Source organism: Sphingobacterium deserti, assembly GCF_000757725.1.
GTDB classification, from domain to species: domain Bacteria; phylum Bacteroidota; class Bacteroidia; order Sphingobacteriales; family Sphingobacteriaceae; genus Sphingobacterium; species Sphingobacterium deserti.
Window position 1 is genome coordinate 70828 of sequence record NZ_JJMU01000010.1, and the last position, 14467, is coordinate 85294.

Annotated in this window: 14 protein-coding genes; 9 read left to right on the forward strand and 5 right to left on the reverse strand. The window is 43.4% G+C overall.

Annotation, left to right across the window (positions count from 1 at the left end):
* The first annotated feature begins 154 nt into the window (after positions 1-154).
* Together DI53_RS03245 and DI53_RS03250 are read left to right on the forward strand one after the other, a co-directional pair.
* Complete coding sequence (locus tag DI53_RS03245) at positions 155-820, forward strand: DinB family protein (protein ID WP_157836746.1); 666 nt, start codon at positions 155-157, stop codon at positions 818-820.
* A 4-nt stretch (positions 821-824) separates the two neighbouring features.
* Positions 825-1280 (forward strand): SRPBCC family protein, encoded by a 456-nt coding sequence (locus DI53_RS03250; RefSeq protein WP_037495275.1) that lies wholly within the window; start codon positions 825-827, stop codon positions 1278-1280.
* Between the two features lie 63 nt (positions 1281-1343).
* On the opposite strand, the gene DI53_RS03255 is transcribed toward DI53_RS03250, so the two are convergent.
* Together DI53_RS03255 and DI53_RS03260 are read right to left on the reverse strand one after the other, a co-directional pair.
* Positions 1344-2897, reverse strand: a complete 1554-nt coding sequence (locus tag DI53_RS03255) for a SusD/RagB family nutrient-binding outer membrane lipoprotein (protein WP_037495276.1) — start codon at positions 2895-2897, stop codon at positions 1344-1346.
* Between the two features lie 6 nt (positions 2898-2903).
* On the reverse strand, positions 2904-6086 hold the full coding sequence (locus DI53_RS03260; RefSeq protein WP_037495279.1) for a SusC/RagA family TonB-linked outer membrane protein: 3183 nt from the start codon (positions 6084-6086) through the stop codon (positions 2904-2906).
* Between the two features lie 289 nt (positions 6087-6375).
* Here DI53_RS03260 and DI53_RS03265 point away from each other — a divergent pair, with 289 nt between their 5' ends.
* The 5 genes from DI53_RS03265 to DI53_RS03285 all read left to right on the forward strand — a co-directional run bounded on the left by DI53_RS03265 (position 6376) and on the right by DI53_RS03285 (position 10464).
* Positions 6376-6984, forward strand: a complete 609-nt coding sequence (locus tag DI53_RS03265; RefSeq protein ID WP_037495280.1) for a hypothetical protein — start codon at positions 6376-6378, stop codon at positions 6982-6984.
* Between the two features lie 75 nt (positions 6985-7059).
* The gene (locus DI53_RS03270) at positions 7060-8130 is read left to right on the forward strand and encodes an AI-2E family transporter (RefSeq protein ID WP_037495282.1); all 1071 of its coding nucleotides are present in this window, start codon (positions 7060-7062) and stop codon (positions 8128-8130) included.
* Between the two features lie 101 nt (positions 8131-8231).
* On the forward strand, positions 8232-9275 hold the full coding sequence (locus tag DI53_RS19505) for a sensor histidine kinase (protein ID WP_052072013.1): 1044 nt from the start codon (positions 8232-8234) through the stop codon (positions 9273-9275).
* Positions 9272-10030 (forward strand): LytR/AlgR family response regulator transcription factor, encoded by a 759-nt coding sequence (locus DI53_RS03280; RefSeq protein WP_037495284.1) that lies wholly within the window; start codon positions 9272-9274, stop codon positions 10028-10030. The genes DI53_RS19505 and DI53_RS03280 overlap by 4 nt, the downstream gene beginning before the upstream one ends.
* A 161-nt stretch (positions 10031-10191) precedes the next feature.
* Positions 10192-10464, forward strand: a complete 273-nt coding sequence (locus tag DI53_RS03285) for a hypothetical protein (RefSeq protein ID WP_037495287.1) — start codon at positions 10192-10194, stop codon at positions 10462-10464.
* Positions 10465-10542: 78 nt separating this feature from the next.
* Here DI53_RS03285 and DI53_RS03290 read toward each other — a convergent pair whose 3' ends face one another.
* Complete coding sequence (locus DI53_RS03290) at positions 10543-11865, reverse strand: PQQ-dependent sugar dehydrogenase (protein WP_037495432.1); 1323 nt, start codon at positions 11863-11865, stop codon at positions 10543-10545.
* A gap of 209 nt (positions 11866-12074) precedes the next feature.
* On the opposite strand from DI53_RS03290, the gene DI53_RS03295 reads away from it, so the two are divergent.
* Both DI53_RS03295 and DI53_RS03300 read left to right on the forward strand, forming a co-directional pair.
* Entirely contained in the window at positions 12075-13376 is a 1302-nt protein-coding gene (locus tag DI53_RS03295; RefSeq protein ID WP_037495290.1) for a sensor histidine kinase, read from the forward strand.
* Between the two features lie 188 nt (positions 13377-13564).
* On the forward strand, positions 13565-13903 hold the full coding sequence (locus tag DI53_RS03300) for a cupin domain-containing protein (protein WP_037495293.1): 339 nt from the start codon (positions 13565-13567) through the stop codon (positions 13901-13903).
* 16 nt (positions 13904-13919) lie between these two features.
* On the opposite strand, the gene DI53_RS03305 is transcribed toward DI53_RS03300, so the two are convergent.
* Together DI53_RS03305 and DI53_RS03310 are read right to left on the reverse strand one after the other, a co-directional pair.
* On the reverse strand, positions 13920-14174 hold the full coding sequence (locus tag DI53_RS03305) for a hypothetical protein (protein WP_037495296.1): 255 nt from the start codon (positions 14172-14174) through the stop codon (positions 13920-13922).
* A gap of 74 nt (positions 14175-14248) precedes the next feature.
* Positions 14249-14437 carry a hypothetical protein gene (locus tag DI53_RS03310; RefSeq protein ID WP_131555161.1) on the reverse strand — a complete coding sequence of 63 codons (189 nt, stop codon included), beginning with the start codon at positions 14435-14437 and terminating at the stop codon, positions 14249-14251.
* Between the last annotated feature and the right edge of the window lie 30 nt (positions 14438-14467).

The following is a 14467-nucleotide window of genomic DNA, read 5'->3' on the forward strand; positions in this document are numbered from 1 at the left end:
ATCTTTGCTTGTAATTTCTAATGAATGGAAATCTTGCCCTATGCAAAGTAGCAACAAACCAAATTGTGCGTACATTGTGTTCATCAACAGAAACATGGAAACGCTTCTGTTTGTAAAAGTATATAATACGATTTCACACATAAAACTTATAACAATGAAAACATTTAGAAACATGTATTTGGCAACGATCCTGTTGCTGCTACTAGGCATGAACGCTGCTAGCACGGTAGCTCGGGCCACAACTGCCCTACCACATAATTCTCCAACAGAGGCGGCGACAGATTTAGGAAGTATCGATTCGCTACTCCAGTATTTTGAACAAACGACAAAAGATTTAAGAACACAAGTAGAAGGTCTTAGTCCCGCGCAGCTTGCATTTAAACCTTCAGCGGATCAATGGTCTATTGGGGAATGTTTAGAACATATCGTTTTGTCGGAGACCATGCTTTTTGAGATGGCAAAAAAAGAATTGGCAAAGGCGCCTCAACCTGAACGTAAGGCTGAAGTGAAAGTCAATGATGAAAATTTGAAGCAAATGCTGGGCGACCGCAGCCAGAAGTTTAAAGCTCCTGCTGAATTGCAACCCACGGGCAAATACACTGATGCGAAAGCTGCGTTACGAGATCTCGCGAATGCTCGGAAACCTGTGTTGGCTTTTATCAAGCAAGCAAATGAAGAGGATCTAAAGAACCATATCAGTGAATATCCTACTGGGACAGTGAATGGCCACCAAAACCTACTTTTCATAGCTGCACATTGTGCTCGCCACACAAACCAAATCGCGGAAATAAAAGCGAATCCTAAATTCCCTAAAAAGTAACGTTATGAAAAAGTCAACATTTAGTATCGACATCTATGCTTCGGCAAACAAAGTGTTCAGAACGATGCTCGAGCGCGATACCTACCGGCAATGGACGGAAGCCTTTGATCCCTCCTCGGACTACAGTGGCGGCTGGAATAAGGGCGACAAAATATATTTTCTAGGGCCAGCTGAAAACGGCAAGCGCCAAGGCATGATTGCGGAAATTCACGAACATATTCCCGATAAGTTTATCTCGATAAGGCACTACGGTATTTTAGACGGCGATGAGGAAATTACAAGCGGTCCAAAAGTAGATCCCTGGGCAGGTGCATTTGAAAATTATACCTTTGAGGAACATGATGGCCTGACAACAGTTACAGTAGACGTTGACGCGCCAGAGTCGGATGCGAGCTATTTCAATGAAGCTTGGCCTCGTGCTCTGGAAAAGCTGAAAAGCATATGCGAGAAAAAGGGCTAAAAAACATGCGGGAATTTCCAGCTTTGGAAATTCCCGCACGAATTAGGAAACAAACTCGCTATACTAGTCTTTGTTCCACCAAAGCCTCGTGCTCGTGACATCATCACCTTGGTTCGCAAGCGCTTTCTGGTAATTTTCCCGGTTTGTGCTTTGTTCTTTTAAGGGATATACAAAACGAGTCGGAATGGCGGTGCCCACCTCCGGTGTAAATCGATAGGTTAAAGTGGTGCCCGACCGAACTCCTGACCAAATCACATCATCTTTCTTGACTAGATATAGTGGATAGCCTGTTCTGCGTATTTCCGTCCAAGCTTCTACTCCTTGATTGAACAAGGCTATGTATTTTTGGCTAAGAACATTTTCCTGGGTTGCTGCCGGCAAAGCAGCCAGGTACGCCGTAACTTCTGCAGTCCCGACGCCCCATTTTTCCAGCGAAGCGCGAACGCCCTGCTCATAGGTAGCTTGATCCCAAGTCCTGTATTCTGAGATGAGAAAAGCCACTTCCGAATATTCCTGCAATACCTCCGCGTAATCAGCGGCATTGATTAGATCACCCGGCAAGGAAATAGAATCGGTAGGGAACATATTTCCTGCCGCGAGCGGCAGGCCGTATGGCTGACCAACGTATTGCCCCCGCACGTTAGGCTTTGCATATTTGGGCAGCCGAGGGTCTGCGGCAGTGAAAGGCCCTCGCTTTCCTTGCAAGGCCTCAATCAATACATGTGACACCGCAAAATCTTTACGATTAGCTATAACAGTTGCTCTGTAAAGTGGCGCCTCATTAGGCGAAGTCGCTGTGTATTTAAAGGCCGCGTTATCGGCATTTGATGTAAAAACGCCTTTGTTCAATGCATCTTCGATATGTCCGCGCGCACCTGTTGGGTCCTTTTTCGCAATCCGCGTTGCCAGGCGAAGGCGAAGCGAATTAGCAAATTTCGCCCATTTCGCATTTTGTCCTTTGTAGATAATATCCGAGTTGCCGAAGGTAGTAGCTGAACCATACTTCAAAAGCGTATCTGCAGACTGCTTCAATTCATTCAGCAGATCCTTGTAAATCTTTTCCTGGCTGGCGTATCCGGGAGTTAAATTATCCGGGTTTTGCTGCAACGCCTGAAATTCAGGACCTGCATTACCGTAAGACTGGTAAGGGATGTCGCCGAAAACATCCGTTAGCGAATGGAATGCAAATGCTTTCAGCACACGTGCTATGGCGATCTGGTTCACATTTGTACCGGCGGCCCCTGCCGCAGCGATGGAGCGCGTCGCTTCGTCTGTATTCAGGGTGATAATCTCATTCAGGTTATTCAATGCTTTGTACAAGCCTGTCCAATAGTTATCTGCATAGCTATTTGTTACTACATAGCGCGACTGATCGGTGTAAATATTCTGGCTAAAATACTGCGCATAAAGTTGTGCACCCCGCAAATTCATTTCTTCGTTGCGCAAGGTATTCATGAGTTGCTTCTCTGCGCCAACTAAGATAGATGGCGTAGAAACAGCGGATGGTCTGTTTGGATCTGCGTTTATCTCGGTAAAGGTATCTTTGGAGCATCCAGCAAAACTGAGGGCTAACAGACTCGCGATACCTGCCGTATATATATTTTTAAATACTTTCATAATGCTTTAGAATTTAACATTTACATTGAAACCGTAAGTTACTGGCGTAGGAATATTTCCCCCTTCTATCCCCTGCACATTACCGCCACTGGAGGTGAATTCAGGATCAATATATTTACTCTTGGTATAGATATTCCAAAGGTTACGCCCATAAACCGATACGCCTAGGTTTTTGATAACTTTTGCATTTGGCAGTGGAAACGTGTAACCGAAAGTAACCTCCCTCAGTTTTACAAATGTGCCATCAAATATGGAGAATGTCGTTGGTCCATTATACTCATTTCTGGCCCACTGCTGCGCAGTAATACGGGTGTCATTCGTTACCGCATTATTTACTGCATAGCTGCCATCAGGGTTAAATGTTACATCGGCTTTGACGCCATCTAACACTACGCCTGTCTCCCGCACATTGTTGGCCGCCGTTTTATCTAAGACGCCGGCATACATACCTACTTTGTAGGTTTGCGAGAAAAACTTACCTCCTACCCGGCCATCAACCAAAAATCCAAGATTGAAATTTTTATATGTAAAGCTATTTTGGAAGCCAAATAAAAACTTAGGTAAGACAGAACCAAGTGGCACAAGCTGCGACGTGCGCATATACGTACCATCTGCCTGCACAACTCGCTGTCCGTCGTTGGCATATACAAAATCGTAACCCAGCAACTGGCCATAAGATTCACCCTCGCGCGCAACCAAATTTACAAGGCTGTTGCTAAGCGTCAATGTATTGACTAGATCATCTAGTTTAACAACTTTGTTTACGTTTCTGGCCCAATTTACGTTGGTATTCCACTGGAAATTGTCATTGCGGACAGGCGTAGCATTTAACACAATCTCGATGCCGCTATTATCAACACGGCCAGCGTTAAGCACTTTGTATTCGTAGCCAAATGCCGATGAAACAGGTACTGGAAGGATTTGGTCACGGGTGGAATTATTGTAGTAAGTTAAATCAAAACCTAAACGATTTTTGAAAAACTGCATATTTAACCCCGCTTCCCAAGACTTTGTTATTTCCGGCTTCAACTCACGATTGTTTAATACCGCTGGCAAACTGTAAGATGGTAACCCAGCAAATGACTGATCAGCCATATATACTTTATACAGACTATATGGCTCCGTATCGTTACCTACCCATGATAATCCTATTCGTGCCTTAGCAAAGGATAACCAGTCAAGATTGCGAAAGGCCTCCAACTGACTGAAAACAAAACTTCCGGAGACAGATGGATAGAGATAGGAATAACTATCGATCGGTAGTGTGGATGACCAGTCATTGCGGATCGTTCCGTCCAAAAAGAGAATATCCCTGTAGCTAAGCGAGGCACTGGCAAAAGCCGATGCAATTCTTCTATGGTATTTATTGTTATCAATGAGCACAGAAGAGGCATTTTTCAGATTATAATAATTGGGTATGATAAGGCCTCCTTGTGTGATACCATAATCCACTTTGCGTTCCATGTCACGGATATTGGCGCCTACAAAACCTTGTAATGAAAAATCTTCCCAGCGTTTTTTCGCAGAGGCAATGAACTCATAGTTGTATTCATTCAATTTATTTGCTGATTCCTCATATTGCGATGTACTGCGTGAATAGGCGGCAATGCGATCTTGGGAATCGAAACTGTAAATATCGCCATGCACTTTGGCCTGTAAGGTCAACCAATCTGTTGCTTGATATTCAACGCCGATATTTCCGTAAAAGCGGTCGCGTTTTTCTTCTAGATAACTTTCATAAGCTGACCAATACGGATTGTCAATAAAACGTGTGGCTTCTGCAGCAGGGGTATTTTGCCAACCGGTACGGTTCCAAGCTAATGGCGTGCCGTCAGCTCTTTTGTAGTTCTCTAGCTGCTTGTAATCCACCTGCACAGCTCCCCATTGGAAAGCTTCCAGCATAATATTACGGTTGGAAGCTCCTGCCCAAGGTTTACCAAGTGATTTATTCTGTACGTAGTTGAATACCGAATTCACCTTCAATTTGCCCAACTGTGTGCTTCCAGAAAAATTTAAACTATTCCGGTCTAATCCCGAGTTTGGTGTTGTGCCGCGTACGTTCTTATTGGTATACGACAATCTATAGGTGGTATTCTCGCCACTTCCAGCAATGGCTATATTGTTGGTATTGGCTACCCCGGTCCGGAAAAAATACTTGACGTCATTCTTCGGGTAAGCCCAAGGCGTTGGCTGTAGGTAGCTGGCAGCATCTTCGGGGTTTAAGCTGTACCATTGCAGGACATTTCTTCCATCAAGCAGAGGACCCCAGCTTTCATCAGATGCATAATCTACGATATCGTAATCAGATCCGTTGATATTGACTCTTTGAAACTCCGTCGAATATCCTTGTCCGTAGAGTTTTTGGCGTTTCGGGAGCCGCACGATGTTTTCGAAATCCAAACCGGTATTGACCGATATAGATGTACGATCGCCTACGTTAGCCTTTTTCGTAGTGATCATAATCACACCGTTCGCCGCGCGTGATCCATATAGAGCGGCAGATACCGGACCTTTCAATACCGAGATGTTTGCAATGTCATCGGGGTTAATATCTTGGATAAGATTTCCTACATCTTTACCTGCACTGCCATTTATTGTCGCAATGGAGTTGAGATCCTGATTATCTATAGGGGTGCCATCCACGACATAAAGCGGCTGGTTGTTTCCAGAGATAGAATTTACACCGCGTAAGGTAACACGAGAGGAACCACCCATGTTTCCTCCCGAACTGATAACCTGCAATCCGGCCACCTTCCCTGATAAGGCACTAAGTGCGTTAGTAGGACGTGTTTGTAGTTCAACACCTTTAACTTCTTGCACAGCATATCCCAACGCTTTTTTCTCGCGCGAGATACCTAAAGCCGTGACCACAACCTCGGACAGTTCGCCCGCTGATGGAAGCAATTGAATGACGAGTGATCCGGATTTAAAATCAGTTATCGTTGTGTCGCGAAACCCGATGTAGCTAATCGTTACGGACGGTTTATCCGCATTGACACCTAACGAAAAACCGCCATTGGCATCGGTGTATGCTTGCACTTTTGTTTGGTTATCTGTAACCGTAGCGCCAGCTATCGGCTGACTATTTTGGTCGATTACACGACCGGTAAGCGTGGTTTGCGCGTAGAGTTGCCCTATCGAACAGGCAACAGCGATCCCCACTACACTTAGGTAGTTTTTTGTATTCATTACAAAGACTTATGGTTGAAAAATTCTTGTACGAGCTAGTAAATAAATTATCGGAGACAATTTTTGGTTCAATTATCTCCTAAAAACATTCGGCAACAAATAGTAATATACATAGTTTCACAATGGATGTAATTTCTCTCAGCGGCAAATGTACATTTATTCCATTAATTTAGTAGACTACTATAATCAAAAAAATGTCATATGTATTAAGGTTCATCTTAAAATATTGACATTTAGTATTTTACAAAACAAACTGAACTATTAACTTTTTCTGAGGTTATAGTTTGATATGAAGACCTTACATCTAACCTATCTGTTGGGGATTGTTATTTTCCTGGGGGCTTGTAACAATGAGCAGCAGACTAATAAACAAGGAGCGGCGGCAGAACGCGCTGACGACAGTACGCACGATGCCAAAATACAGGATTCGGTAAGCTATGACTTGATTCATGATACAGATTCTATTCCGGGCAACATTCACGATGGTGTAGCCTCGCATCTAAAAGAACCGGTAAAGGCTTTAGCTGCTTTTTATGCTGCGATGGGCGGTAGCGGCTGTGATGGGGAGCGATGCAAGCTTACCACGGCGCTTGGCCTCGGCAAGCAAGGATCTGACGAACACAAGAAGCTTATTCAGCGTTATTTCCCGAATGATAAAGTAGCTGAAACGGTGGTCGCCCAGGATTGCTACCTTCGCCCTAGTGGCGCTTCTACTTTTTCGGACTACGACTATCTCCATATTAAAGAGTATGGAGATACCCTGCGCGTAGATTACAGGCTCCTACAGTACAATCGAGGTGAAGAGCAATGGACGGAAGGACCAGATATCTATGTCTTAAAAGATAACACTTTCCACAAGGTGAAGCGCAACCTTTGGACATTTGTAGAGGAAAAGTAGTGCTATCCGAAAGATAACGAGCTTTGCCATCTTCAACCACTGACGCAACATAAAATAACGAACAAAACATACAGTATGCATACGACAACGAGGGTTTTTCAAGTACTGGGTATTACAGTACTTGTCGGTGTGATTTTATTTTTTGCCAAAAGTATCCTTGCCCCTCTGGCCATTGCGGGCATTTTGGCTATGCTATTCGTAGCGCCGAGCAACGCGCTGGAGCGCAAACGCTTTCCCAGATGGCTTACTGCTTTGCTTTCTGTGTTGATATTCCTACTGGTGGCGGTTGGCTTATTCTTTCTGCTGAATTGGCAACTGCAAAGCTTTTCGGATAATGTGGATGCTATGAAACAAAACCTATCCGGTCTTTTAACTAACATTCAAGACTGGGTAGATTCCCGATTTGGCATTGACAAAGAACAACAAAAGGCAATTGCGCAAGAAGAGATGAAGGCAAGTCAACAAAGCAGTGGACTAACGACAAGCTTTGCATCGGGTTTTATGGGTTTTGCGGTGGATACGGTGTTGGTTATTGTTTACAGTTTTCTTCTTTTGTTTTACAGAGGGCGGATAAAACAATTTATCCTAAAAGTTGCGAAAGATAATCCTACCAATAAAACCATAGACATCATCGATTCATCGACAAAGGTGGCTGCCCACTACGTGAGCGGTTTAGCCAAGATGATAGTCGTGCTTTGGATACTTTACGGTCTAGGCTTTTCGCTTATAGGGGTAGAGAATGCCATCTTTTTTGCGATTCTATGTGGTCTGCTTGAACTTATTCCTTTCGTTGGAAACCTTACAGGCACAGGTATCACCGTTTTGGGTGTTGTGGCGCAGGGTGGCGGTGGCGATATGATTTTGCTTGTTGTTGGCATCTACGCGTTGGTGCAATTTGTGCAAACCTATCTTTTAGAGCCGCTTATTGTTGGGAATGAAGTAAATATCAACCCGCTATTTACTATTATAAGTTTAGTCGTTGCCGAAGCAATCTGGGGTATACCGGGTATGGTGCTGGCTATTCCCGTCATCGGTGTTTGTAAAATTATATGTGATCGCATACCAACCTTAAAGCCCTATGGCTTTCTGATCGGTACGGAAGAAAAGAGAAGACGAAAAATTCCCTTTAAAAGGTATCGTCCATAGGTCCATTTGCTGGTCTAGCACTATGAAACGGTGGACAGCACGCAACGAAAATAGGCTACTCACGAATAAACCCTATCTTTGCATGCAAATGTTGTCATGCTATGGGTTTTTTCCAAAATAAAAATCGCTATCCTCTAAAGTATTGGATTAAACGCAGTGCTGTATTTTCTATCTGCATTGTCTCGATACTGATTATCGATTCACTATACAAAGAGCAGGGGCGTTTTTGGTTAAGTACAGCAATTGCTTTTGTGGTCGTATTTGGCATTATCCTCGCTAACCTTGTTGTTCATATTCACTTTGATGTCAAAGACCCTATCAAGTCGCCCGTTAAAGTCAAGTTATTAGGCTACGTAATGACTTTTGGTATTTGCCTCCTTTCCATTATTCTATCCAAACAGCTAGGCACCATCGCTCCAGAGGAAAATAGAGTTATTGAGTCTTCTCCTATAAATTTCTTCCTATTGACAGCTTTTCATGCTGCCATCTTAGATTTCATGGTATTGCTATGGTTGTACTTTTTAATGACGGATTATTTTAAAAATCAGTTGGAACTGGAACGCTCCAAGCTGGATAAGCTAAAAGAACGCGCTGTTAACCAAATGTTACGGCAGCAAGTACAACCACATTTCTTATTTAATGCACTTTCCAGTCTTAAGTCGCTGATCAAGAAAGACACGGCAATGGCTGAATCCTATCTCTTGCAATTATCTGATTATTTGCGCGGTAGTTTCTTAACATCGGATGACGGGCTAGCGACCGTAAAACAGGAAATTAAGCTCTGTGAAGATTACTTATCGATGCAGAAGATAAGGTTTAGAGAAGCTATCCAATATACGATAGCTGTCTCTGAAAATGTATTTAAGGCTCATTTACCTATTTTTTCCCTCCAACCACTTGTTGACAATGCGCTTAAACATAATCACTATACTATTGAACATCCCTTGCATATTGATATCCTGGAGGAAGACGGGTGGATCATTGTGCGAAACAATGTTTGCTTGCGCAAAAGTGCTACAGAAGACAACAATAATTATGGTTTAAACAATCTGAAAGAGCGTTTCAGTTACTACTTAAAGGATAGTGTCATTATCCGTGAGAAAGCATCCTGTTTCGAAGTCTACGTTAAAATCATTCATGAATGAAAATAATCATTATTGAAGACGAAGATCTAACAGCGGAAGATTTGGCACTTACGCTAAAGCGAATAGAGCCCTCTTCCGAATTGAGCGCAAGGCTTTCGAGTGTAAAAGAAGCCATCGCCTTTTTGAAGTCAGATCCAGATATCGATCTTATTTTTAGCGACATACAACTGGGTGATGGTGAGTCTTTTGATATCTTCCGAGAGGTTTCGCCTAAAGCCCCAATTGTGTTCTGTACTGCCTATAACCAATATATGCTTGAAGCCTTTCAAACATTTGGTTTGGATTATATCTTAAAGCCGTTTTCCGACGAAAGCATTTTAAAGACCTTGGAAAAGTACAAGCAGCTCCGCCAAACATTTAATCGGGGCACACAAAATATGGTCGACGCAGTCACGCGTCCGTCGCCCGGTGCAGATGCGCGCAAAAAGTCACTCATCGTGATTAATGGCGATAAAATCATACCCATCCAACTTCAAGAGATCGCATTGTGTTACATCGAATACGAGAATGTTTTTGTAAAAACAGATGCCGGAAAACAGTATTTAGTTAATAAATCTTTAGAAGAGATGGAGCAGATGCTCGGTGGAGAATTTTTCCGTGTAAATCGACAACACATTGTAAAGCGGGCTACGATTGCTTACGCTAACACCAGTTTATCACGAAAGCTGATACTTAGCCTGCATGTAGAGCATCCTATTAAAATATCTGTTAGTAAAGAAAAATACCAAATGTTCATGCAGTGGCTGCAGGGCTGATACAGTTTACTTAGGTTGATCGCCGTTTTAAAGGTCGGTTCGGCCGGCGAATTGTCCGCTTCGGCCGAATTTCACCTTTAATTGTGCGAGATTGCTCCCATATTTGTTGCAGCATGGATGTGGGCTCGTGGGGGGATGTATCTTAATAAAACTGTATGTTCATGAAAAAGTATGTGTTGATTTTCAAAACTTCTATCCGAACGATCTTAGACCGTTCCCATCTTATATCAAAACTTTATAACGTCTCGAAAGAAGTTAAATTTGCCACCATAGATTTAGATGATGAAGATTTCATCTTACGTATCGAATCTACGAAACGCAACGAGGATTTTATCTCTCGTTTCCTCCTTTTGGAAGGGCACAAGGTGGTATTTTTGGCAGCCTTTGAAAAAGATGAATACGGCCGACCGCTATTGCAGCCAGCCTACTATTAAGTTTGCTTTTTAATAATATGTGTTAGTTGTGCCCTCAACGAGCGCATAACTTTCTCGGCACCGAGGTCTGTTGAGCTATTACAATCTTTCAGGCATCACCGTCCAAATAATGTTTGCGGCATCATCCGTCACTAACATGTATTTTGAGGTGAACGCTACAGCTACCGGTCTTCCATAAACTTCGCTATTCTCCTCGTTGCCTATAAACCCTGTCAGGAAGTCTTGCGCTTCACCGGCAGGGCGTCCTTTTGAAAACGGGACGAAAATCACCTTATAGCCCGAGAATGTGGAGCGATTCCAAGAGCCGTGTTGTCCAATATATACCCCTTCAGGAAAACCGTCTGCTTTATTGAACGAGAGGCCTAAAGAGGCGGTATGCGCGCCAACTGCGAAGTCTGGCGTAATCGATTTTTGTGCCATTTCTTTAGGCATCTTATCCTTCCAACGCGGGTCTTCATGCTGTCCCCAATACGTATAAGGCCAACCGTAAAAGCCATTGTTTTTTACGCTTGTTATGTAATCAGGCACTAGCTCGTCGCCCAGTTCATCCCGCTCATTAACAGCAGTCCATAGCGTCGAGGTCTGCGGTTCGATATCCATCCCTACCGGATTGCGAATACCAGAGGCGAAGATCCGTTCACCCGAGCCATCGAGATTCACTTCAAGAATCGCTGCCCGCCTTACTTCATGCTCCATTCCGTTCTCTCCCACATTACTTCCCGAGCCTACTGATATGTATATCTTCGTACTATCTGCATTGAGGATCATGTTTCGCGTCCAGTGATTATTGTAACCGCCCGCCGGCAAGCTTAAAATCTTCTTTCCGCTTGTGCTGATCTTACCATTGCGATAGGGATACCTCATCAACCCATCCGTATTCGCTACATAGAACCATTCTCCGGCTAATAACATGCCGAAAGGTTGCGAAAGATTACTTAAAACTGTCTCCCGTTCATCGGCAATACCGTCACCGTCGGTGTCGCGAAAACGAATAATATTATTTGGGCTTTTACTGCGAAACTCGTTATGGGAATCAGCCTTTTTACCATCGCCTTTGGTTTCCGTACGCGCCTGCGCAACATATACATCTCCGTTTGCGGCCACATATACGTTTCGAGGACTATTTAGACTATCGGCAAAGCGAACCACTTTAAAACCCGCGCTGGCGGTCGGTGTCTCTCCCTCTTTGAAACCTTGCACCTTGGAGAATTTATTTTTTGACGGTGTTGCCAAAGGCTCTTGCGGTACAATCTGCATGCCGAACTCCCGCTCCTGGGAAGAGGAATCCGTGTCATTCGTATTACTTTTTTTCGAAGCCCCACCGCAGGCCCACATCAAGCCGCATGCAGCTAGCAAGGAAAGCCCTATTTTGGCATTACTTGACAAATGTTTTGTTATCATGTTGTATATTATTTTGTTCATAATCTTTGAAAGCGGATGCCGCTCCCCTTTACGAACCGCCATCGCTGCGAAAAGTTCTTTTAATAGCCATTGTACCAATTTTTATGGTCTTTAAAATACTTCCGTTGTTGAAGCCGTGTATATAAAGAGAATATCGCTAACTTAGCGCCGTTATTAACCCGGTCATCTTTACCCACTTTCGCAACCGCATGGAAACTGTTTTGTCACTTTACAAAAGACTCACCCATATTGGTGTTCATGATGAATTATCTTATTTGGCGAGCCGACGAGTGCAAATGCTCAATCTAATCGCCTTAAGCTGTGTGCCGTTAACTTTCTTTTTCGCTATCTGCAACATAATCAATGGCCATTATCTTCTATCAAGTATCAATCTTGCAAATAGCGCAGCCTCTGCATTAGTGCTCATATTGCACCAACGCCAGCGTTATCACGCTGGTCGTTTCGTACTTCTCAGTTTTAACTTTCTCCTATTTGCTACAGGCTGCTTTTTGTATCAAAACGGAGCGATTTATTATCTTCTCTGCGTGCTCATCGTCGCCCTATTGGTCTACGATAAAAAAGGAGCACAAATTATGGCCGGCATAGGAGTTACTACAGTCATCCTCTTGGCAACTTTTTTACCGCAGGACCTCGGACCGCGTGAAGCTTTACCCACCAGCCGCCAAATTATCAATACAATTGGAGCTCTAGTATTTCTAACCTTTATTATTAGTTTTTTTAAACGTATCCAGTATGGCTATCAGAAAGAAATTGAGGAACAACGCGACAAACTCAAGAAGATGAATGCGGATATGCAAAAAATATTTTCCATTATCTCTCACGATATCAAAAGTCCGCTAGCTTCCTTACAAGGCGTTATAGCACTATTCCAAGAGGGCTTTATCTCTCCAGAGGTTACAGAACAATCGGTGAAATTAGTGAACAGAAGAATTGCGCAATTGGACAGCACACTGGATAACCTCTTGCGCTGGAGCAGCAATAACCTTGGCGGCTTACAAACAACCAAAACCCATGTATATTTGACGGGAGCCGTACAGGAAACTTGTTATTTTTTGGAAGGGCTAGCCACCGAAAAAGCAATCGACTTCGCTATAGACATCGATCCGGATACCTTCGTATTTGCAGATCGTGACCAGTTGAGTATGATTTTAAGAAACTTAATAAGCAATGCCATAAAGTTCAGCTATGCAGGCGGCACAATATCTATTAGGGGCAAACGCGGTGTTGGCAAGGTGACACTGCAAGTCATTGATCGTGGCATGGGTATGAGCAAGGATAATGAAAACGCGCTGTTCCGTTCACTTCAAAAGCCGTCTTTTGGCACGGACGGCGAGCGGGGATCTGGCGTAGGTTTAATGCTGAGCTACGAACTTATAAAGCAAAACGCCGGCACAATAACTGTGGAGAGTACGGAAGGGATAGGCACTACGTTTTCTATTGTATTACCAGTAGGAATAGCAGAAAGAAAAGCCGTACTAACTCCGTTGTAACGACCCATAAAAGAAAGTAAAGCTACCATGGCGCAACATTGACGGCTTTTTTTCCTATTTTTGCTCTGTTTAATAGTGATTATGTTCAAGTGCCAACGCCAATTGCATACTTGCTTCATTATTAACAGTGCGGGGATGTTTCGGCATCCTCGCATTCTATTCAATGCTTACAACCTCACATAGTGATTATGGGACAACTTTTCGGAATAGACAATGATATGGATTGGTTAGATCTTGGCAATGGCGTGCGTCGCAAGCTGATGTCTCACAACGAGCAACTCATGGTTGTTAAAGTAAGATTTGAGCAGGGCGCTGTTGGCGAACCTCATGCGCATCCACACGTACAGATATCTTATGTAAGCTCTGGAAAGTTTAGCTATAGCATAGCCGGGGAAGAGCGTATTTTGGTAGTTGGCGATACCTGTATCGTTCCGCCAAATGTATTACATGGATGTGTTTGTCTAGAAGCTGGCGAACTTATAGACTCTTTTACTCCCTCTCGAACAGATTTTCTCGATACTCGCTAATTGGTTGATAGTAACACTAATCTTCGGCAACAAAACGGATCTCTTGTAAAGAATTGATGTCCCTGAAACTAATCGATAGTCGCTCTCGCGCGCCATGTAACAACTCGTAATTGGGATTTGCCTTAAATGCCCGTTCTATTTCATAAAAGGACTCAATCACATCTTTATTGTCATTGCACTCTTTAAAAACCTCTTCAGAGAAAGTTCCAAGCTGCTTGTCTTCCGTACTTTTGATAATGCGTATTCTACGTTCTGGCAATGTCAGTTCCATAATATTTTGTTAAATAGTGTGTTAAATCTCTACAGAATAAACAGCCTAAACACCTTGTACAGGTTCTAAATGAGCTACTGACTAGTGGAATCCTGCACAACTTCTGTACTGTCTGTCACGGCGCTGCCAGAAGCACGCTCATCTTCAACCGTTGGCGTAGCCGTTTCGGGGCGTGCCTGGTTGTTAGCGGGCTGTTGACATCCATACATCGCTAAAAAGCTTATCGCGAGTACCGTTCCAAGTATTATTTTTTTGTGTATCATATCCATCATTTAAATAAGAACATAACCTTA

Excerpts from the sequence above, each read along its gene's own strand:
- DI53_RS03290 (WP_037495432.1), bottom strand. The coding sequence starts at position 11,865 with ATGATAACAAAACATTTGTCAAGTAATGCCAAAATAGGGCTTTCCTTG.
- DI53_RS03260 (WP_037495279.1), bottom strand. The coding sequence starts at position 6,086 with ATGAATACAAAAAACTACCTAAGTGTAGTGGGGATCGCTGTTGCCTGT.
- DI53_RS03300 (WP_037495293.1), top strand. The coding sequence starts at position 13,565 with ATGGGACAACTTTTCGGAATAGACAATGATATGGATTGGTTAGATCTT.
- DI53_RS03250 (WP_037495275.1), top strand. The coding sequence starts at position 825 with ATGAAAAAGTCAACATTTAGTATCGACATCTATGCTTCGGCAAACAAA.
- DI53_RS03285 (WP_037495287.1), top strand. The coding sequence starts at position 10,192 with ATGAAAAAGTATGTGTTGATTTTCAAAACTTCTATCCGAACGATCTTA.
- DI53_RS03280 (WP_037495284.1), top strand. The coding sequence starts at position 9,272 with ATGAAAATAATCATTATTGAAGACGAAGATCTAACAGCGGAAGATTTG.
- DI53_RS19505 (WP_052072013.1), top strand. The coding sequence starts at position 8,232 with ATGGGTTTTTTCCAAAATAAAAATCGCTATCCTCTAAAGTATTGGATT.
- DI53_RS03270 (WP_037495282.1), top strand. The coding sequence starts at position 7,060 with ATGCATACGACAACGAGGGTTTTTCAAGTACTGGGTATTACAGTACTT.
- DI53_RS03295 (WP_037495290.1), top strand. The coding sequence starts at position 12,075 with ATGGAAACTGTTTTGTCACTTTACAAAAGACTCACCCATATTGGTGTT.
- DI53_RS03310 (WP_131555161.1), bottom strand. The coding sequence starts at position 14,437 with ATGATACACAAAAAAATAATACTTGGAACGGTACTCGCGATAAGCTTT.
- DI53_RS03305 (WP_037495296.1), bottom strand. The coding sequence starts at position 14,174 with ATGGAACTGACATTGCCAGAACGTAGAATACGCATTATCAAAAGTACG.
- DI53_RS03255 (WP_037495276.1), bottom strand. The coding sequence starts at position 2,897 with ATGAAAGTATTTAAAAATATATATACGGCAGGTATCGCGAGTCTGTTA.
- DI53_RS03245 (WP_157836746.1), top strand. The coding sequence starts at position 155 with ATGAAAACATTTAGAAACATGTATTTGGCAACGATCCTGTTGCTGCTA.
- DI53_RS03265 (WP_037495280.1), top strand. The coding sequence starts at position 6,376 with ATGAAGACCTTACATCTAACCTATCTGTTGGGGATTGTTATTTTCCTG.